The sequence below is a fragment of the Pedococcus sp. P1_H8 genome (assembly GCF_056405175.1).
On record NZ_JBFUCP010000002.1, the window covers coordinates 89483 to 106900 of the forward strand.

The 17418-nt window shown below is 69.1% G+C and carries 19 protein-coding genes; 8 read left to right on the forward strand and 11 right to left on the reverse strand.

The features are described from left to right. The first annotated feature begins 106 nt into the window (after positions 1-106). Positions 107-607, forward strand: a complete 501-nt coding sequence (locus AC1DYG_RS02425) for a hypothetical protein (RefSeq protein WP_477638306.1) — start codon at positions 107-109, stop codon at positions 605-607. Here the strand turns inward: AC1DYG_RS02425 and AC1DYG_RS02430 are convergent. The 7 genes from AC1DYG_RS02430 to AC1DYG_RS02460 are packed head-to-tail and all read right to left on the reverse strand — an operon-like array spanning position 588 to position 9560. After that, a complete protein-coding gene (locus tag AC1DYG_RS02430; protein WP_477638307.1) occupies positions 588-944 on the reverse strand; it encodes a cupin domain-containing protein in 357 nt (118 codons plus the stop codon). The genes AC1DYG_RS02425 and AC1DYG_RS02430 overlap by 20 nt on opposite strands. Then, positions 944-1657 carry a respiratory nitrate reductase subunit gamma gene (narI, locus tag AC1DYG_RS02435; RefSeq protein ID WP_477638308.1) on the reverse strand — a complete coding sequence of 238 codons (714 nt, stop codon included), beginning with the start codon at positions 1655-1657 and terminating at the stop codon, positions 944-946. The genes AC1DYG_RS02430 and narI overlap by 1 nt, the downstream gene beginning before the upstream one ends. Continuing rightward, entirely contained in the window at positions 1657-2376 is a 720-nt protein-coding gene (narJ, locus tag AC1DYG_RS02440) for a nitrate reductase molybdenum cofactor assembly chaperone (protein ID WP_477638309.1), read from the reverse strand. The genes narI and narJ overlap by 1 nt, the downstream gene beginning before the upstream one ends. Next, on the reverse strand, positions 2373-4040 hold the full coding sequence (gene narH, locus AC1DYG_RS02445; RefSeq protein ID WP_477638310.1) for a nitrate reductase subunit beta: 1668 nt from the start codon (positions 4038-4040) through the stop codon (positions 2373-2375). The genes narJ and narH overlap by 4 nt, the downstream gene beginning before the upstream one ends. Beyond that, positions 4040-7801 (reverse strand): nitrate reductase subunit alpha, encoded by a 3762-nt coding sequence (locus AC1DYG_RS02450; protein ID WP_477638311.1) that lies wholly within the window; start codon positions 7799-7801, stop codon positions 4040-4042. The genes narH and AC1DYG_RS02450 overlap by 1 nt, the downstream gene beginning before the upstream one ends. Continuing rightward, entirely contained in the window at positions 7798-8301 is a 504-nt protein-coding gene (locus AC1DYG_RS02455; protein ID WP_477638312.1) for a hemerythrin domain-containing protein, read from the reverse strand. Before AC1DYG_RS02455 ends, AC1DYG_RS02450 begins: the two co-directional genes overlap by 4 nt. Continuing rightward, positions 8301-9560: an MFS transporter gene (locus tag AC1DYG_RS02460; protein WP_477638313.1), complete on the reverse strand. Its 1260-nt coding sequence runs from the start codon at positions 9558-9560 to the stop codon at positions 8301-8303. Before AC1DYG_RS02460 ends, AC1DYG_RS02455 begins: the two co-directional genes overlap by 1 nt. Before the next feature lie 333 nt (positions 9561-9893). Here AC1DYG_RS02460 and AC1DYG_RS02465 point away from each other — a divergent pair, with 333 nt between their 5' ends. Beyond that, entirely contained in the window at positions 9894-10292 is a 399-nt protein-coding gene (locus AC1DYG_RS02465; protein ID WP_477638314.1) for an STAS domain-containing protein, read from the forward strand. A gap of 87 nt (positions 10293-10379) precedes the next feature. Here AC1DYG_RS02465 and AC1DYG_RS02470 read toward each other — a convergent pair whose 3' ends face one another. From AC1DYG_RS02470 to AC1DYG_RS02480, 3 genes are all read right to left on the reverse strand, one after another. Continuing rightward, entirely contained in the window at positions 10380-10571 is a 192-nt protein-coding gene (locus tag AC1DYG_RS02470; RefSeq protein WP_477638315.1) for a hypothetical protein, read from the reverse strand. A gap of 83 nt (positions 10572-10654) precedes the next feature. Next, positions 10655-10798: a hypothetical protein gene (locus tag AC1DYG_RS02475; RefSeq protein ID WP_477638316.1), complete on the reverse strand. Its 144-nt coding sequence runs from the start codon at positions 10796-10798 to the stop codon at positions 10655-10657. Between the two features lie 212 nt (positions 10799-11010). Next, positions 11011-12096 carry a hypothetical protein gene (locus AC1DYG_RS02480; RefSeq protein WP_477638317.1) on the reverse strand — a complete coding sequence of 362 codons (1086 nt, stop codon included), beginning with the start codon at positions 12094-12096 and terminating at the stop codon, positions 11011-11013. Positions 12097-12267: 171 nt separating this feature from the next. On the opposite strand from AC1DYG_RS02480, the gene AC1DYG_RS02485 reads away from it, so the two are divergent. The 6 genes from AC1DYG_RS02485 to AC1DYG_RS02510 all read left to right on the forward strand — a co-directional run bounded on the left by AC1DYG_RS02485 (position 12268) and on the right by AC1DYG_RS02510 (position 16872). Further along, the gene (locus AC1DYG_RS02485) at positions 12268-13425 is read left to right on the forward strand and encodes a sensor histidine kinase (protein ID WP_477638318.1); all 1158 of its coding nucleotides are present in this window, start codon (positions 12268-12270) and stop codon (positions 13423-13425) included. Continuing rightward, on the forward strand, positions 13422-14060 hold the full coding sequence (locus tag AC1DYG_RS02490; RefSeq protein ID WP_477638319.1) for a response regulator: 639 nt from the start codon (positions 13422-13424) through the stop codon (positions 14058-14060). The genes AC1DYG_RS02485 and AC1DYG_RS02490 overlap by 4 nt, the downstream gene beginning before the upstream one ends. Positions 14061-14288: 228 nt before the next feature. Further along, positions 14289-15053, forward strand: a complete 765-nt coding sequence (locus AC1DYG_RS02495) for a GAF and ANTAR domain-containing protein (RefSeq protein ID WP_477638320.1) — start codon at positions 14289-14291, stop codon at positions 15051-15053. A gap of 28 nt (positions 15054-15081) precedes the next feature. After that, positions 15082-15840 carry an ANTAR domain-containing protein gene (locus tag AC1DYG_RS02500; RefSeq protein WP_477638321.1) on the forward strand — a complete coding sequence of 253 codons (759 nt, stop codon included), beginning with the start codon at positions 15082-15084 and terminating at the stop codon, positions 15838-15840. A 28-nt stretch (positions 15841-15868) separates the two neighbouring features. Next, positions 15869-16450: a 1-acyl-sn-glycerol-3-phosphate acyltransferase gene (locus AC1DYG_RS02505; RefSeq protein ID WP_477638322.1), complete on the forward strand. Its 582-nt coding sequence runs from the start codon at positions 15869-15871 to the stop codon at positions 16448-16450. Then, a complete protein-coding gene (locus AC1DYG_RS02510) occupies positions 16450-16872 on the forward strand; it encodes a DUF2237 family protein (RefSeq protein WP_477638323.1) in 423 nt (140 codons plus the stop codon). Before AC1DYG_RS02505 ends, AC1DYG_RS02510 begins: the two co-directional genes overlap by 1 nt. A 48-nt stretch (positions 16873-16920) precedes the next feature. On the opposite strand, the gene AC1DYG_RS02515 is transcribed toward AC1DYG_RS02510, so the two are convergent. Beyond that, positions 16921-17376, reverse strand: a complete 456-nt coding sequence (locus tag AC1DYG_RS02515; protein WP_477638324.1) for a DUF1801 domain-containing protein — start codon at positions 17374-17376, stop codon at positions 16921-16923. Positions 17377-17418: the final 42 nt, after the last annotated feature.

Here is a 17418-nt window from a genome sequence, read left to right on the forward strand (position 1 = left end):
CCTGCAGTCCACTGACGAATGGGTGACATGAGGCAGTGGCGGTGTAGCGTGCGAGACGTCCCGGTTCGCCCGTTCCTGCGTTGCCCTACGAGGCTGGAGGATGCCGATGGCATCGATCGACGACGTGAATCGCGACGTGAACATGCTGTTGGATGCGCTCGTCCGCACGCCGCCCGACTGCATCACTGGTGGCATGGGACAGGTCGGATCGTTTCCCGGCGTGGCGCCCAAGACCTACCACGCGGCGCTGAAGGCACGTGACGCCGCGGCAGAGATCCTGACGGTCGTCACGGAGACCGGTGGACTCCTCAAGGCAGTCAACGCGGAGACCCTCGGGAGGATCGAGGTACTGGGCAGCGGAGGCCAGCAAACGCTTGGCCGGGTGGAGGCCGTGGTCAACGACGGTCGCCTGGCCAACGACCAGACACAGGGTCGCATCGAGTCGGATCTCAAGCAGGTCGTGTCGTTCCTGCCCACGGTCCGTGCGGACCTGACGGATCTGAGCGCGAAGCTCGACTCGATCCTCGTGGAGCTCCGACAGGGCATGACAGACCTCAACGGCAAGATCGTCGCGCTCCAGGCCGACGTCAGCGCCCTGCCTGACTGACATCCAAGGAGACCGTCAACAGGATCAGGCAGTCGGTGAGGGCAGTCACCGCGTGCCGCTCGGGCGGGATCTCGACCAGGCAACCGGCCCCGACGACCCACTCGGCGTCCTCGCCGGCGCGCAGCCTCGCCCGGCCCTGGAGGACGTGGAAGGTCGCGGCAACGGGGGAGTCGTGCTCGCCCAGCTCGCCACCCTCGCCGAGGGCCATGAGAACGGCGCGCTGCCGCGACCCGGTGACCACCAGCCGCGACACCCTTTGGTGCGCGGAGGCTCTGGCCTCCGCGAGGAGCTGGGCTCCCAGCACTCCCAGGTGCGTGATCTCTGCGTTCCCTGCCATCAGCGTTCCCATCCTCGTCCAGGTGCCCGGGTGCCCCGGGTGGCTTCGTCGCGACTGCGGTAGACGATGTACGGCCGGGTCAGGTAGCCCAGCGGCGCACTGAACACGTGCACGAGCCGGGTGAACGGCCACAGCCCGAACAGGGCGAACGCGATGAGTGCGTGCAGCTGGAAGCCCAGTGGGGCGTCGGCCATCAGCTCGGTGCGCGGACGGAACAGGAAGATCCCGCGGAACCACGGGGAGACGCCCTCCCGGTAGTCGTAGTGCCCGAAGATGCTGCTGGCCACCGTGTTCCACAGCCCCAGGACGATGACGCTGGCGAGCAGTAGGTACATCAGCTTGTCCATCCTCGTGGTGGCGCTGAAGACCGGCCCGACGGTCCGCCGACGGTAGATCAGGATGGCCAGCCCCACGACGGTGGCCAGCCCGGCGAGACCTCCCAGGCCCACGGCGAGGAAGTGGTACAGCCCTTCGCCCACCCCGGCCGACTCCGTCCAGCCCTTGGGGATCACCAGACCCACCACGTGGCCACCGATGACCCCGAGCATGCCGAAGTGGAACAGCGGGCTGCCCCAGCGCAGCAGGCGGTTCTCGTAGAGCTGCGAGGAGCGCGTGGTCCATCCGAACTTGTCGTAGGTCCAGCGCCAGTAGTGTCCGACGACGAAGACGGTCAGGCACAGGTAGGGGACGATGAGGAAGAGGAAGACGTCCATCAGGGGGCTCCTACGGGGATGGTCGTCCCCAGGTCGACGGTCTCGCTGTCGGCGTCGGGATGCGGGTTGAGCCGCGGGTCGATGGCGTACGGCTGAAGGTCGAGCCCGACCTCCTCCTTGGGTGGGCCCTTGGCGATGAGGGCGACCATCTTCTGCTCGTCCTCGCCGCGCAGCTCGGGCAGCGTGGCGACCAGGGCGAGCACCACGTCGTGCCAGGGTGAGGAGCGTTCGGCCAGCGCGATGCGCAGCATCTCGATCCCGGCGCGGTGGTCGTTCAGCAGCCGCCAGGCGACGTCCACTGCGCACGTGGCCCCGAACTCGAGCACGACGCAGAGGTGGTCGGGCAGCTCGGGTGCGTCGAACTCGGCGCCTGCCCTCCGGTACGCCTGCTTGAACTGCACGAGGGCCAGGCCGCGCTTGCGGGTGTCGCCGTGGGCGAAGTAGGTGAGGTAGAGGCAGCAGCGCCGGGTGACGTCGAACGTCTCGACGTAGTCCCGCTGCAGCTGGCCAAGGGGCACCTCGTCGACCACGGTGAGGAACCGGCATACCGGATCACGCACCGACGCGGGGAGGTCGGCCACCGCCGCACGGAGCATCCGGCGCCGCTCGATGAGCTCCTCGCGGGGGTAGTCCAGGAGCAGCGAGACGACCTGCCATGCGGTGGCCGTGTCGACGTCTGCGAGTCGGAGTCCCGATCGGCGTTGGCGCCCGAGCATCATGACCGATCCCCCTTGCCGTGCTTGGGGAACATGCCGCGAGGGGACCCCTTGCCGTCCCAGTTGAGGAGGTTCACCCGGCCGCGGGTCGGGCTCTCCCCAGCGAGGTCGTCGGAGGTCTGGCGCTCCTTGAGCATGTGGAAGTTCTCCACGGCGACAGGGGTGAGCTCTCCGGATCCCTCGCCGAAAGGTCCCGAGCCACCGCCCATCCCGGGGCCACCGTCGTAGTTGAGCGAGCAGTCGGTGGCGAGCTCCTCGAGGGCGTGGGCCTGCTCCGCGTGCGCGGTGGGGATGACGTAGCGCTCGTCGTACTTGGCGATGGCCAGGAGACGGAACATGTCGTACATCGACTCGCCGTCCATCCCGACCGATGCGGGGATGGAGTCGTCGGGGTCCTTGCCGAGGTTGATGTCACGCATGTACGCGCGCATCGCGGCCAGCTTCTTCAGGACCGCATCGACGGGCGCGGTGTCACCGGCCGTGAACAGGTTCGCGAGGTACTCCACGGGGATCCGCAGCGTGTCGATCGCGGCGAAGAGGTTGGGCTGGCTCTCGGCGTCGAAACCCGAGTCCTTGACGACGTCGACGACAGGGGACAACGGCGGGATGTACCAGACCATCGGCATCGTGCGGTACTCCGGGTGCAGGGGGAGCGCCACCTTGTAGCGGTTGATCAGGGCGTGGATGGGAGAGCGCTTGGCGGCGTCCACCCAGTCGGTCGGTATGCCGGCCAGCTCGGCTTCGCGTTGTACCGCAGGGTCGTTCGGATCAAGGAAGACCGAGCGCTGCGCTTCGTAGAGGTCGTGGTCGTCCTCGACCGACGCGGCCTCGAGGACGCGGTCGGCGTCGTAGAGGATGAGCCCGATGTAGCGCAGTCGTCCCACGCAGGTCTCGGAGCAGACCGTCGGGATCCCGACCTCGATGCGGGGGTAGCAGAAGGTGCACTTCTCGGCCTTGCCGGTCTTGTGGTTGAAGTAGATCTTCTTATAAGGGCACCCGGAGACGCACATGCGCCAGCCCCGGCACTTGTCCTGGTCGACGAGGACGATGCCGTCCTCGGAGCGCTTGTAGATCGCGCCGCTGGGGCAGGACGCCGCGCACGACGGGTTGAGGCAGTGCTCGCAGATCCGCGGCAGGTAGAACATGAAGGTCTGTTCGAACTCGAGCTTCACCTTGTCGGAGATGCCCTGGAGCATCAGGTCCCGCGAGGCGTGCTCCTGGCTGCCGCCCAGGTTGTCGTCCCAGTTGGCCGACCAGGCGACGTTCATCGGCTTGCCGCTGATGAGGGAGTAGGGACGGGCGACGGGGAAGTGCTCCTGGGCGGGGGCGTTGATGAGAGTCTCGTAGTCGTAGGTCCAAGGCTCGTAGTAGTCCTGGATCGACGGCAGCTTGGGGTTGGAGAAGATCGTGGCGAGCTTGGTGAACCGCCCGCCGGCCCTGAGCTTGAGCCGCCCGTGAGAGGTGCGGATCCAGCCGCCCTTCCACTCCTGCTGGTCCTCGTACGTGCGGGGGTAGCCCAGGCCCGGACGGGTCTCGACGTTGTTGAACCAGACGTACTCGGTGCCCGGCCGGTTGGTCCACGCCTGCTTGCAGGTCACCGAGCAGGTGTGGCAACCGATGCACTTGTCGAGGTTCATGACCATGGCCATCTGCGCCATCACCCTCATCAGTACTGCACCTCCTGCGAGCGACGACGGATCACGGTGACTTCGTCCCGCTGGTTGCCGGTCGGCCCGAGATAGTTGAACGCGAAGCAGAGCTGGGCATAGCCGCCGACGAGGTGGCTGGGTTTCATCAGGATCCGGGTCAGCGAGTTGTGGATGCCGCCACGACGCCCCGTCTTCTCGGTCCGCGGCACGTCGATGAGGCGGTCCTGCGCGTGGTGCATGTAGACGGTCCCCTCCGGCATCCGGTGGCTCACGATGGCCCTGGCGTTCACGACGCCGTTGCGGTTGACCGCCTCGACCCAGTCGTTGTCCTTGATCCCGACCTTGGCGGCGTCCTGGTCGGAGATCCAGATCGCCTGGCCACCGCGGGACAGCGAGAGCATGAACAGGTTGTCCTGGTACTCGCTGTGGATCGACCACTTGTTGTGCGGCGTGAGGTAGCGGACGGTGACCCCGAGCTCGCTCACGGTGCCGACCTTCGGTTCCCCGAAGATGTCGGTCATGTCCAGAGGTGGTCGATAGATGGGCAGCCCCTCGCCGAGCTCCTGCATCCAGTCGTGGTCGAGGTAGAAGTGCTGGCGACCGGTCAGGGTGTGCCAGGGCTTGAGCCGTTCGACGTTGATCGTGAACGGGCTGTAGCGGCGCCCGCCGGCCTCCGAGCCCGACCACTCGGGCGAGGTGATGACGGGCACGGGTGCGGCCTGGGTGTCGGCGAAGGTGATCATCTTGCCCTCGTGCTCCGCGGCCAGGTCGTTCATGAGCTGGCCGGTGCGCTTCTCGAGCGTCTTGAATCCCTGGGTGGCCAGGTGTCCGTTGGTGGTGCCCGACAGCGCCATGATCGTCTCGGCCACGTGGACGTCACGCTTGAGCGAGGGACGCCCGTCCGCGACGCCACCGCGGACCGTGCCGTTCTTGCGCGCGAGGTAGTCGACCTCGCGCTTGACGTCGTAGGCCACGCCCTTGGTGACCGTGCCCAGCTCCTCCATGAGCGGCCCGAGCGCACCCATCTTGTCGAAGATGGCCCCGTAGTCCCTTTCGACCACGAGGAGTCGGGGCATGGTCTTGCCGGGGACCGGCTCGCACTCGCCCTTCTTCCAGTCCAGGACCCTCCCGTGGGGCGTCGCCATGGCGTCCGGGGTGTCGTGCAGGAGGGGAGCCGCGACCAGGTCCTCGCGCACGCCGAGGTGCTTGGCCCCCATCGGGGCGAAGGCCTCGGCGATGGTCTGGAAGATGTCCCAGTCGGTCTTGGTCTGCCACGGCGGGCTGATCGCCGGGTTGAACGAGTGGATGAACGGGTGCATGTCCGTGGTGTTGATGTCGTGCTTCTCGTACCACGTGGCGGCCGGTAGCACGACGTCGCTGAAGATCGTCGAGCTGGTCATCCGGAAGTCCAGGACGCACAGCAGGTCGAGCTTGCCCTCGGGGGCCTCGTCCCGCCACACGAGGTCGCGTGGCCGGGACTGCTCCGGCGACTCGGTGGCGAACACGGCACTGTCGGTTCCGAGCAGGTGCTTGAGGAAGTACTCGTTGCCCTTGGCCGAGGACCCGAACAGGTTGGCCCGCCACATCATCAGTACGCGCGGCCAGTTCTCGGGTGCGTCGGGATCCTCGCAGGCGAACCGGAGCTCACCGGACTTGAGCTGGTCGACGACGTACTCGTCGACCGGCTTGCCCGACGTCCGGGCATCGTCGGCCAGGTCGAGGGGGTTGCGGTTGAACGTGGGATGCGAAGGCATCCAGCCGAGCCGGGTGGACAGTGCCAGCGCGTCGGCGGTGCTCATGCCCTCGAACGCCCCGGACCCCGTGCCACCCGCAAGCCGGTCCGCGGTGTAGTGGTCGTAGCGGTACTGATCAGTGTGCAGGTACCAGTACGCCGTCTGGATCATCTGTCGAGGCGGACGTACCCAGTCCAGGCCGAAGGCCATCTGCGCCCAACCGGTGATGGGGCGCGCCTTCTCCTGGCCCACGTAGTGCGCCCACCCGCCCCCGTTGCGGCCCTGGCACCCGGTGATGGTGGTGAGCAGGATCATGCAGCGGTAGATCGCGTCGGAGTGGAACCAGTGGTTCGTGCCCGCGCCCATGATGATCATCGACCGGCCCTTGGTGTCGGCCGCGTTCTGCGCGAACTCCCGGGCGATGCGGGCCACTGCCGCGGCCGGCACGGAGGTGATCGGCTCCTGCCAGGCCGGGGTGTACAGCCCGTCCACGTCGTCGTAGCCGGAGGGCCACTCACCGGGAAGCCTGTCCCGGGACACGCCGTACTGGGCGAGCAGAAGATCGAAGACGGTGGTGACGAGGTGACCGTTGACCCGTCTGGTCGGCACCCCTCGTCGGAGGACGTCGGTCGTCGGGTCAGCGGTGTCGAAACGAGGCAGGTCCACGAGCACCGCTTCGGTGCTCGTGGAGAGCAGGCTCAGGGCCGGTGTGACGTCGCCGAGGTCGAGGTTCCACTTCCCCATGCCGGCGTCGCCGAAGCGGTCGCCGAGGGAGCCGTTGGGGACCACAGGCTCACCGGTGCGGGAGTCCAGGAGCACGGTACGAAAGTGCGCGTTCTCGGTGGTCGCCTCCGCGCCGCCGAGGTCTGCCGCCGTGAGGAACTTCCCCGGTCGGTATGCCGTGTGAGGGCCGGCTTCGTCGGCCGGCGCGGCGCCACTGCCCGCGGCCTTCGCGGCGTACGGCTCGAGCTGGATCAGGAAGGGCAGGTCGGTGAAGCGGCGGGTGTAGTCCTCGAAGTACTCGATGGTCCGGTCGACGAAGAACTCCTTGAGGACGACGTGGCCCATTGCCATCGCCAGCGCGCCGTCGGTGCCGGGTGCGGCAGCGAGCCACTCGTCGGCGAACTTGACGTTGTCCGCGTAGTCCGGGGACACGACGACGACCTTCTGACCGTTGTAGCGGGCTTCGGTCATCCAGTGCGCGTCCGGTGTGCGGGTGACGGGGACGTTGGAACCCCACATCATGAGGTAGCCGGCATCCCACCAGTCGCCGGACTCCGGGACGTCGGTCTGGTCGCCCCAGATCTGCGGCGAAGCCACGGGGAGGTCGGCGTACCAGTCGTAGAACGACAGCATCGCGCCGCCGATCAGCGACGTGAACCTGGCTCCGGAGGCATGGCTGACCATGGACATGGCCGGGATGGGGGAGAAGCCTGCCACGCGGTCGGGGCCCCAGGCCTTGATGGTGTGCACGTTCGCCGCCGCGACGATCTCGGCGGCCTCACCCCAGGAGGCGCGGACAAGTCCACCCTTGCCTCGGGCCGACTTGTAGCGCTTGGCCTTCTCGGGGTCACCCACGATGTCGGCCCAGGCAAGGACCGGGTCGCCCAGTCGGGCCTTGGCCTCGCGGTACATCTCCAGCAGGACACCACGGACATAGGGGTAGCGAACCCTGGTGGGGGAGTAGGTGTACCAGGAGAACGCCGCACCCCGCGGACAGCCGCGCGGCTCGTACTCGGGTCGGTCGGGTCCCGTCGTGGGGTAGTCGGTTTGCTGGGACTCCCAGGTGATGATCCCGTCCTTGACGTAGACCTTCCAGGAGCAGGAGCCGGTGCAGTTCACGCCATGGGTCGAGCGGACCACCTTGTCGTGCGCCCACCGGTCGCGATAGAACGAGTCACCCTCGCGGCCGCCCTTGGCGTACATGGTGCGGCGGTCCTCCGAGACCTCTGCCCGGGTGAAGAACCGCCGGGTGCCGACCAGTGCCTCGGACAGGGGTCCGTCGAGGCCGCCCGGGTCGCGTGAGGTCTTCTGGTGCGTGCTCATTCGTCCTCCTCTGGCGCGAGGCTTCCGGCCCCGACCATGGTCGTCAGTCCCGTGCCGACCCGGGCCCGGGTCGCCTCGACGCTCTGCCAGCCCTCGGTGTCGATCACGCTGAGGGTCGCCGGGAAGAGGCCGTCCTGCTCCTTGAGGATGTGCTCGCGCAGCAGCTCCACGACGTCGAGCATCCGAGCCGGCCAGGTGGCGTCGGTCGGGGTCCGCACGGACGCCTCGGCGAGCACGTCCTCGATCAGTCGATGGTCACCACGTAGTGCCGTGACGTGGTCGGGAAAGTCCCCGGCCATCAGGGGGAAGAGCCCGTGCTCCTCCACCTGCGTGTGCGGCCCGAGGATCTCCGTGAGCCGTCGGGCGGTCTGTGCCACCGCGTCCAGGTCTGCCTCGCCGAGCTGTCGCCGCACCTTGGCCAGCTCCGCCACCACGGCGTCGTGCTCGCGCGTCAGCTCGGCAATGACGGTGATGCTCTGGCAGCCGCAGTACTCGCACATCAGGCGACGGCTGCGGCCACGCGACGTCGGGCCGTCGAGCGCACGATCGTCGAGGTGAGAAGCAGGGCAGCGACTGCGACCAGGCTCAGCAGCGCCAAGCCGACCCCGTAGGAGCCATAGCGGCCGTACACGGCCCCCATGACCAGGGGCGGGACGAACCCGCCGAGGCCACCGGCGGCTCCGACCAGGCCGGTGACGGCTCCGACCTGCGCCGGGGGCGCCGCGAGCGCGACGAGGGCGAAGGTCGCGCCGCTGCCGGCGCCGAGGGCTGCGGCCATGCTCAGGAACGCGACGGTCCCCACGGGAGCCAGACCCGGGGTGAACGCCTGCACCGCAGCCCCGGCTGCCACCACGGCGTACACGACGGCGAGGACCGGGATCGGCCCGATCCGGTCGGAGAGCCAGCCGCCGACGGGGCGCATCACCACCGCGAGCAGGACGAAACCCGCCATCCGGTTGGCCGCGTCGGCCTGGTCCAGGCCGTAGGCCGTCTTGAGGTAGGCCGGCAGGTAGACCGAGAAGGCCACGTAGCCACCGAAGGCCACCGCGTAGAGGAGGCAGGCCTGCCAGGCGATCGGCAGTCGGGCCGCCGAGGTAAGGCGCGCGGTCACCGACGTCGTCGGGACGGTGCGTCCGGGGGCGTCGCGGAGCAGGACCCAGGCCACCACGGCATACGCCGCGAGGGCGGCCGCTGTGATCAGGAAGGGCGCCGACGTGCCGATGCCCTTGACGAGCTTGACAGTGGTCAGCGCGCTGATCGCGGTGCCGCCCATCCCCGCGCCGAACACCCCAATGGCGAAACCGCGCCTCTCCGGGGGAAACCAGGCGCTCACGAACGGAACCCCGATGGCGAAGGTGGTCCCACCGATGCCCAGGAAGAGCCCGCCGATCAGCAGCATCGTCAGCGACGAGTGGCCCACCAAGCCGATGAAGAGCACCGGGACGATGGTCGCCAGCGACACGATGGGGAACATCACCCGGCCTCCGAAGCGGTCCGTCAGGGCACCCACCGGGATCCGGCCGAGGGATCCCACCAGCACGGGGACCGCGACCAGTAGCGCCTGCTGCGAGCCCGACAGGGAGAGCAGCTCCTTGAACCGTGGGCCCAACGGGCTGAGCAACGCCCACGCCCAGAAGTTCAGTGCGAAGCCCACCGTCGCGAGGACGAGCATCAGTACGGCCCGTCCCGGGACGGCGTTGTCGGACGGGGTCGTGCTCTTCATGGTGGCCTCCACCAGCGCGCGGACGCTGCCGCGCACGTGTTGACGATAGTCCTGCAGCAGATGGCTGCGCGGCGCACGAGGCCTGCTCATCCGCCGCTCCGGTCGCGCCAAGTGTCTTGGCCGGGTGGTCTGCCGAACAGGGACCAAAGGCCCTGAGCGTGAGTCGGCGCGGGACATATCGGCAACTCGGGTCGATATCGGTTGCGCGCATGTCGGTGGAGGCGTTCGCGGCGTACCGTGGGGTTTGAGGCTACCCCGGACCCGGTGGCGCACTGCGAAGTCCGGAATCCTCAGATGCCACCGTCAGGCCAGGTTGGCCGCCCAGATCTGCAGCTGGTCCATGCCGTCGCCCGTGGTGGCGTAGGTGCTGTGGCGACGTCAGCTGCGACGGCGACGGTGACCGGACTGCGGGACCCCGGCTATCGGGTGCGCATCCGCAGGCGATCGAACGCCCTGGCAGCGGTCCACTACGACGACGGCGCCGTGTGGGTCGTCGAGCTGTTCGGAGAAGCCGACATCAACACCCGGCACACCTTGGAGGGCGCCCTGAGCGCGGGGCTCTCCAAGGGCCGCATGACAGTGGTCCTGGACGTCTCCAACCTGTCCTTCTGCGACTCCGCCTGCGTCGAGGCGGTGCTCGAGGCCAACGCCGATGGCTGCCTGGTGCTTGCGGGCGCGAGCGGAACCGTGGCCCGAGTCTTCGAGATCCTCGACCCCTTCCACACCGTTGCTCGATACCGCACGCCCCGGCCGCCGTTTCCGAGGTGAGGTCCCGTGGGTGCGCCCGCATGAGGCGCAACTGCCCGTCTGCACTCGCCGATGGCTGGTCCAGTCACCGGGCCCTCGTGACCGTGTCTAGGCACTGGGTGTGGCCACCAGATGGGCGACCGGCCGGGCGATGACCGCGAAGCGCACCAGACGTCCAGTCAGGCACGCCACGACGAAGAGCGACAGCCGGAGCCTTGCGGTGCCAGCCATCACGCTGACCAGGGCCGGCGGAGGGACCCCCAGCACGGCGCTGAGCGCAACCACCGAGGTGCCCGGCACCGTCGCCCCAAGCAGGCCCAGGAGCCGGTCCAGGAGCCGGTCCGGCCCACCTGAGTCGCGTGAGCCCGTCGCGGGCGGTCAGGTCAGTAGCGGCGTCCACGGTCCACCTCCAGCGCCTGGGCGCCGATCAACGTCCGCAGCCGCAGGCACGACCAGATCTTGGCGACCAGGACGACACCGGCGAACACCGTCGCCCAGCCGACCTGACCTACCAGGCACGCCAGCACGATGCACGACGTGTTGAGCGCCTTGGCCGGCCGCGACCAGTTCCACCGCCAGAGGACGAGGTCGACCCCATGGAAGTCGTTGGGGCCAGGACATCGAACGCGAGGGCGATCGAGAGAACGGTCCGAACGAGCGTGATGGCTTGGGCGCCGTGAGGATTGGCTCGCTGGTGACCTCGCGTAGTGAGGGTGGCACGGCCGTGGGCGTCAGCACCTCAGCCCAGCGCACGAGCCCACTCCCTCGCCTGGGCGTCCGGCAGGGAGGGCGCGGCAAACCGCACCACGGTGCCGGTCGCGTCGACGAACGCCACGACTCCGGAGTCCCAGGGGGATTCGGCCCCCGTGTTTCCGGCGGCGTCGAGGAACCACACCGCGGACAGGGGCACGGCGGCATACCCGACGGGCACGGGCAGTGCTCCCGCCTCCTGCTCGATGGCGGACACGGGGCGCGGGTTGAGCTTGTCGCCGGTGGGGTCGGTCACCAGCCCGAGCAGAGTGGGGTGCGAGGGAGTGTTCGCGAGCAGCGGCTGCAGGTGCCGCACCGTCGCCGACACCTGTGCGACGGACCCGACGGCGATCACCACGGGCTTGCCGCGGTAGTCCGCCCACGCCAGCTCTCCGCCACCTAGGCGTTCGACGGTGAAGTCAGGGACGTGGGCGTTGTCGAGGGGGTTCTGCTCGGCCTCGAAGTCATGTGCGGCCTCCAGGCCGGGTGTACTGCCGCACACCTCGTCCATCCATGCAGCCGCGGCCGCATCCGGCGGGGGCAGGGTGCCCACCGGCTGTGTCGTCCCCACAGCCTGCAGCTGGGGGAGGAGGCGCAGGGCGGGCTGGACGTCGTCGTCACTGCCGTCGCGGTCACGGAAGTCCGACACCGTGACCAGCAGCCCACCGCTGACCAGGGTCAGCTCGCCCATCAGGATCCCAGCGGGCACGCCGAGCTGAGGGTCCAGGCGGCGACAGTGCGTGCCCTGGACGTCGGGACGCCGATCATTGGTCGAGACGACCACCGGGGCCGAGCACCCGCCGTCACCGCCGGTGCAGGTCCCGTAGTCAGCCTGGACCTGGAAGGCCGGCGCGTTCTCCTCGACCAGGTCCAAGGCGGTCAAGGGGAGGTCGCCAACCCTGGAGCCGAGGTAGTAGGCCGGCTTGCCCGCTGCCTTCACCTCGCCCACCGCCGCACGCAACTCGTTGGCGGGCAGGGGAGTTCCCTTCGAGAACGAAACGGCCCCACAGGCGGAGGCCGCCAGGACGAGCGCGGCGGCGCCGATCGCGGTCGGCACGAGCTGGGTCTGTCTCATCAGCATTTTCCTTTGTCGTGAGCCCGCGGGGCAGGGGGTATCCCTGCAGGGTGGCCTTGGCGACGACCCGACCGCGTCCTCGTCAAGGTCCGACCTCGTCGTCCTGCGCGCTGACGGCGATGTGGACCTGAGGACGACGTCCGCCCACCTCGACCCGCGTAGCCTTGGGCCATGTCGGGGCTGCTGCACCGTCTGACCTGGCGGGACTGGGCGGTTCCCGCGGCACTGTGGGCCGCGGGGCAGGTCGAGCTGTGGGTCACCGGTCCACAGACCGTTGCGGTGCACGGCGCGAGGTGGCCCTTCGCTGTGGCACTGACCGCCTCCGCGGTCGCCCTGTGCCTGCGGCGGACCCATCCGGTTGCCGCGCTGGTCGTGGTGGTCGGCTCGCTCGTCGTGACGACGACGGCGCAGCTGCACGCGTTCCTGCTTGCCGGCCTCTACCTGCTCGTGGTCGCCGTGTTCGCCTGCGGTCGCTACGGCACAGGTGTGGCGAAGTACGCCGCCCTCTTCCTGCCAGAGGTCCCGGTCCTGCTGTGGACCAGCGTCATCCCTCAGATCAACGTCGACAACGCCTGGGCGTGGGGTTTGAACTCGTGGTGGATCTTTGCGCTGGGGGCTGCGTTCCGCCACGAGCGCACCCTGCGCGAGCAGGTTGCCCAGGTGGTCGCCGCCCAAGCCCAGGCGGAGGTGGCGGACCAGCGGGTGAGCCTTGCCCGCGAGGTCCACGACGTGGTCTCACACAGTCTCAGCGTCATCGTCGTGCAGTCGGAGCTGGCGCGGCTGTTCATGACGTCGGACCCGGCTCGAGCGGATGAGGCGATGCTCCGGGTGCAGGACACGGGGCGCGATGCACTGGGCGAGACCCGACGCCTGCTGGAGGCGTTGCGGGACCCCACACAGGGCAACAGCGCCGCCCACCCGCCGACCTGGCCCGACGTCCCCGAGCTGGTCCGCCGGATGCGGGAGTCGGGGCTGCAGATCACCCTGGACGCGCCCGACGGCGAACCCACGCTCACCCCCGAAGCCTCGGCCACGGCATACCGGGTGGTGCAGGAAGCCCTGACGAACGCACTCCGGCACGCGCAAGCGTCGCCCACCTCGGTGGCCGTGCGACAGCAGGCCGACCTGCTCGTCATCGACGTGCAGAACGACAGCGAGGCGACGGGTGAGGTGACCGGTGAGGTGCACGGCAGTACCCCGGCACAGGGGTACGGACTGTCAGGAATGCATGAACGGGTGGCTGCCTGTGGCGGCATGCTGACGACCGGACCGCGACCGGGCGGTGGCTACCGCGTGCGCGCGGTCCTGCCCCTCGGGGACGCGCCGTGACCACGCTGGTCGTCGTCGACGACCAGTTCCTCATCCGTGACGGGGTCGCGGCCATCCTCGATGCCGAAGAGGACTTCACTGTCCTGGGCACGGCCGCCGACGGTGCGGAGGCGATCGGCCTGATCACGACGCTGGCACCTGATGTGGCCCTCATGGACATTCGCATGCCCGAGGTTGACGGCATCGAGGCCACCCGCAGGATCGTCGAATCTGGTTCTGCCACAAAGATTCTCATCCTGACGACCTTCGGTGCGGACGACTATGTGCTCGCCGCGCTGCGGGCGGGCGCCAGCGGCTATCTCCTCAAGGACGCGCCCCGGGAGTCGCTTGTCGCCGCGATTCGCGCAGTGGCCGCCGGTGACGTCGCCGTGGAGAAGCAGGTGCTCGCCCAGCTGGTCCGTGGGCAACCCAGGCGAGAGCACCCCGAGGCGGTGGCAGCCCTGGGGCGCCTGTCGCCGAGGGAGTCGGAGGTGCTGCACCTCGTGGCCCAGGGAGCCAGCAACCCCGAGATCGCGCGGAGCCTGTTCATCGGCGAGACCACGGTGAAGACGCACGTTTCGCGGATCCAGACCAAGCTGGACGCTCGAGACCGCGTGCATCTGGTTGTCATTGCGCACCGGGCCGGCCTCGCCTGAGGCGTGGCGAGAATGACTTCGCGAGGGTCATCGCTTCCCCGGCCCGGAACGCCATCGGGGATATCCTTGACGAAGGCCGAGCAGCCAGCCCCCGGACGCCGACGACAGCGCCCTGACCGGGTCAGAGTCGATGACGGGTGGGCACATGTGCAGCTGGACGGTTCGTGCCGCTGACTCACGTCGGGATCCCGGTGGCCCGGGCCTGACGTGCGCCGTGGGGCGGTCCCGGTGAGCGGGGCCCAGGGGCGGCTCGCCCAGGCCAACCAGCTCATCGACGACGAGCCACCCCTTCGGCACACACCTCCCGGGACGATCGGCCGGTTGGAGCGACTGTGCTTCGCGCTGACCCGCGCCCTTCCCGCCACGGGTGTGGGTGTCAGCCTCCTGACCGACGACAACCGCGGCGGGGGGACCATCGCCGCCTCGAGCCTGGCCAGTCGAGCGCTCGAGGAGCTGCAGTTCACCCTCGGCGAGGGTCCGTGCATCGATGCCTACACGTCGCGGCGCCCGGTCCTGGAGCCAGACCTGGCCAGCCACGGCATGCGACGCTGGCCCGGGTATGCGCCCGCGGCGCACGGGCACGGCATCCAGGCCGTCTTCGCCTTTCCCCTTCAGGTGGGGGCCGCTCGGGCCGGCGCGCTCGATGTCTACCGCAACGAGTGCGGGTCGCTGACCACCGATGGCCTCGCCCAAGCCCTCACCTTCGCCGAGGTGGCGATGGGGCTGCTGGTCGACGGACAGGAGGGCGCCCAGGACGGCAAGACCACCCCGGACCTCGATGAGGTCATGGCCTATCGGCTGGAGGTCTACCAGGCGCAGGGCATGGTGATGGTCGACCTCGGCGTGGGAATCGACGAGGCGATGGCGCGCCTGCGAGGCCACGCGTACGCCCAGGGTCGTTACATCAGCGATGTCGCCAGGGACATCGTCGCCGGTAAACTGACGCTGAGCCGAGACGCGAAAAGACCGGGCACACGACGGGCCCGCCCGTGAAGGACGCGCCGGGGAAGGGGAGCACACGATGATTGCCGCTGACGTGCTCGCCGAGGTCTTCGTCGAGGTGGCGGACACCCTCGTCGACGACTTCGACGTGATCGAGTTCCTCGAGGCGGTGACCAAGCACACCGCGGCAGTGAGCGCCTCCGCCTCCGCAGGACTGCTGCTCGCCGACCCCCATGGCCAGTTGCAGTACATGGCCGCCTCGGCCGAGTCGGTCAAGCTGCTCGAGCTCTTCCAGCTGCAGTACCAGGAAGGTCCCTGCCTGGACTGCTTCCGCACCGGCACGGCGGTCGTCAACACCAACCTGCACCAGGCCGCCCAGCGGTGGCCGCTTTTCGCGCCCCGGGCGGTCGATGCCGGGTTCCAGTCGGTCCACGCCTTCCCGCTGCGCCACCGCCGGCAGGTCATCGGGGCACTGAACATGTTCAGCACGCACGCCGGTCAGCTGGAGCCGGCCGACGTCCGCATCCTTCAGTCCCTGGCCGACATCGCGACCATCGGTCTGCTGCAGGAGCGCAGCATCCGCAGCGCGGAGATCCTCACCGAGCAGCTCCAGGGTGCGCTCAACAGCCGGATCGCCATCGAGCAGGCCAAGGGTGTGCTTGCCAGGACGCACGGCATCGATGTCAATGCCGCCTTCGAACGCATGCGCCAGTACGCTCGCCGCAACCACCATCGGCTCACTGACATCGCCCAGGCGATCGTGACCGACCCCACGAGCCACCCGAGCCTGACCACGGCCGGAACCAACCCCACCCACACCCCACCACCTGACCAGTGACTGGGGCGGCGCCCCCGAGAGGCACACCATGAGGAGTCGCCTCGCCAGCCTGGTGCTCCGTGCCAGTGGCTGGACAGCCGTCGGTGAGGTCCCCAGGACCGGGGTGCTCGTCGGCGCGCCGCACACGTCCAACTGGGACTTCGTGATGATGCTGCTCGTCATGTGGCGGGGCGGGGTGACGCCGCGGGTGCTCATCAAGAAGGAGCTGTTCCGCGGGCCGCTGGGCTGGCTCCTGCACCGGCTCGGCGGCCTGCCGTTGGACCGTGAGAATCCTGGCGCCGTAGTCCGAGAGCTCGTGCGCGAGGCCCGCAGCGGGGAGCCCTTCCTGCTCATCCTCGCGGCAGAGGGGACCCGGAAGAAGGGCGAGTACTGGAAGTCCGGCTTCTGGCGGCTGGCGCGGTCGGCCAAGCTGCCGATCGCCCTTGCCTTCATCGACGGCCCCACGCGCACAGCCGGCTTCGGTCCCACGATCTCGGCCACGCCCGACGTGGTCGCAGACATGGACAAGGTCCGGGAGTTCTACCGTGACAAGCGCGGCATACACCCGGAGCGACGCACCGAGCCCCGCCTTCGCGAGGAGCAGCGAGCCGCCGCACGCGAGGAGGGCTGATGGTGACAGCGCCGGGCGATTCGGGAGACGTGGGCGAGCGCAACGTCCTCGGAGGCGTGCTGGAGGTCTGCGGCACCGAGCCGATGACGGGGTTCTTCCGCGACGGTTGCTGCAGCACCGGCCCGCAGGACCTGGGCAGCCACACCATCTGCGCGGTGGTCACGGCCGAGTTCCTCGAGCACCAGCGCGGGATCGGCAACGACCTGTCGACGCCGATGCCGGAGTACCGCTTTCCCGGACTGGTACCGGGGGACCGCTGGTGCGTGACGGCCCTGAACTGGGCACGGGCGCACCGTGACGGGGCAGCCGCCCACGTGGTCCTGGCGTCCACCAACGCGGCAGTGCTCGAGGTCGTGCCGCTGGAGGTCCTGCGTGAGCATGCCGTCGACGTCCCGCCCGACCTCAGCTCGATGGGGAGCTAGCCGCGGCCGGACGCCAACCTCGAGCCCAGGCCGAGAGCAGCGCGGGCGTCAGGGCTTCTTCAGCCTGCGCCACCCACCGGCCCGGTTGTTGGCGACGATCTGGCGCAGGAAACCCAACAGGGCAGGCTCGTTGACCGGATCGCCCTCCCAGAACGCGATCGTGCGCGCGGTGGCGTTGTCATGGCCGGCGGTCACCAGGCCGTGCGGATCGTCCACGATCGCGCCGTCGTAGACGAACAGGTTGACGTGGTCCTTCGTGGCGAGCAGCGCGCAGACATTGCCGTCGAGCACGAAGTAGGGCTGGACCCGCCGCTTGATCGTCTCCTGCACCTCGGGGTCGGCGGCGTGCACGATCTCGCGCAGCCGTTGGCACAGCGCACGTTGCCATGCGGGCAGCGCCGCGATGTAGGCGTCCACCAGGGGATCGAGCTCGTAGGGCGGCGAGTCCGCCCCGGTGGGCGCTCCCGGATGCGTCCTGGCGGGCCTCTCGTCGTTGGTGTCCATGCCAGGTAGACCGCCCGCGAGCCGCCGACTCATCGGCGACTC

Excerpts from the sequence above, each read along its gene's own strand:
- AC1DYG_RS02425 (WP_477638306.1), top strand. The coding sequence starts at position 107 with ATGGCATCGATCGACGACGTGAATCGCGACGTGAACATGCTGTTGGAT.
- AC1DYG_RS02430 (WP_477638307.1), bottom strand. The coding sequence starts at position 944 with ATGGCAGGGAACGCAGAGATCACGCACCTGGGAGTGCTGGGAGCCCAG.
- narI (WP_477638308.1), bottom strand. The coding sequence starts at position 1,657 with ATGGACGTCTTCCTCTTCCTCATCGTCCCCTACCTGTGCCTGACCGTC.
- narJ (WP_477638309.1), bottom strand. The coding sequence starts at position 2,376 with ATGATGCTCGGGCGCCAACGCCGATCGGGACTCCGACTCGCAGACGTC.
- narH (WP_477638310.1), bottom strand. The coding sequence starts at position 4,040 with ATGAGGGTGATGGCGCAGATGGCCATGGTCATGAACCTCGACAAGTGC.
- AC1DYG_RS02450 (WP_477638311.1), bottom strand. The coding sequence starts at position 7,801 with ATGAGCACGCACCAGAAGACCTCACGCGACCCGGGCGGCCTCGACGGA.
- AC1DYG_RS02455 (WP_477638312.1), bottom strand. The coding sequence starts at position 8,301 with ATGTGCGAGTACTGCGGCTGCCAGAGCATCACCGTCATTGCCGAGCTG.
- AC1DYG_RS02480 (WP_477638317.1), bottom strand. The coding sequence starts at position 12,096 with ATGAGACAGACCCAGCTCGTGCCGACCGCGATCGGCGCCGCCGCGCTC.
- AC1DYG_RS02485 (WP_477638318.1), top strand. The coding sequence starts at position 12,268 with ATGTCGGGGCTGCTGCACCGTCTGACCTGGCGGGACTGGGCGGTTCCC.
- AC1DYG_RS02500 (WP_477638321.1), top strand. The coding sequence starts at position 15,082 with ATGATTGCCGCTGACGTGCTCGCCGAGGTCTTCGTCGAGGTGGCGGAC.
- AC1DYG_RS02505 (WP_477638322.1), top strand. The coding sequence starts at position 15,869 with ATGAGGAGTCGCCTCGCCAGCCTGGTGCTCCGTGCCAGTGGCTGGACA.
- AC1DYG_RS02510 (WP_477638323.1), top strand. The coding sequence starts at position 16,450 with ATGGTGACAGCGCCGGGCGATTCGGGAGACGTGGGCGAGCGCAACGTC.
- AC1DYG_RS02515 (WP_477638324.1), bottom strand. The coding sequence starts at position 17,376 with ATGGACACCAACGACGAGAGGCCCGCCAGGACGCATCCGGGAGCGCCC.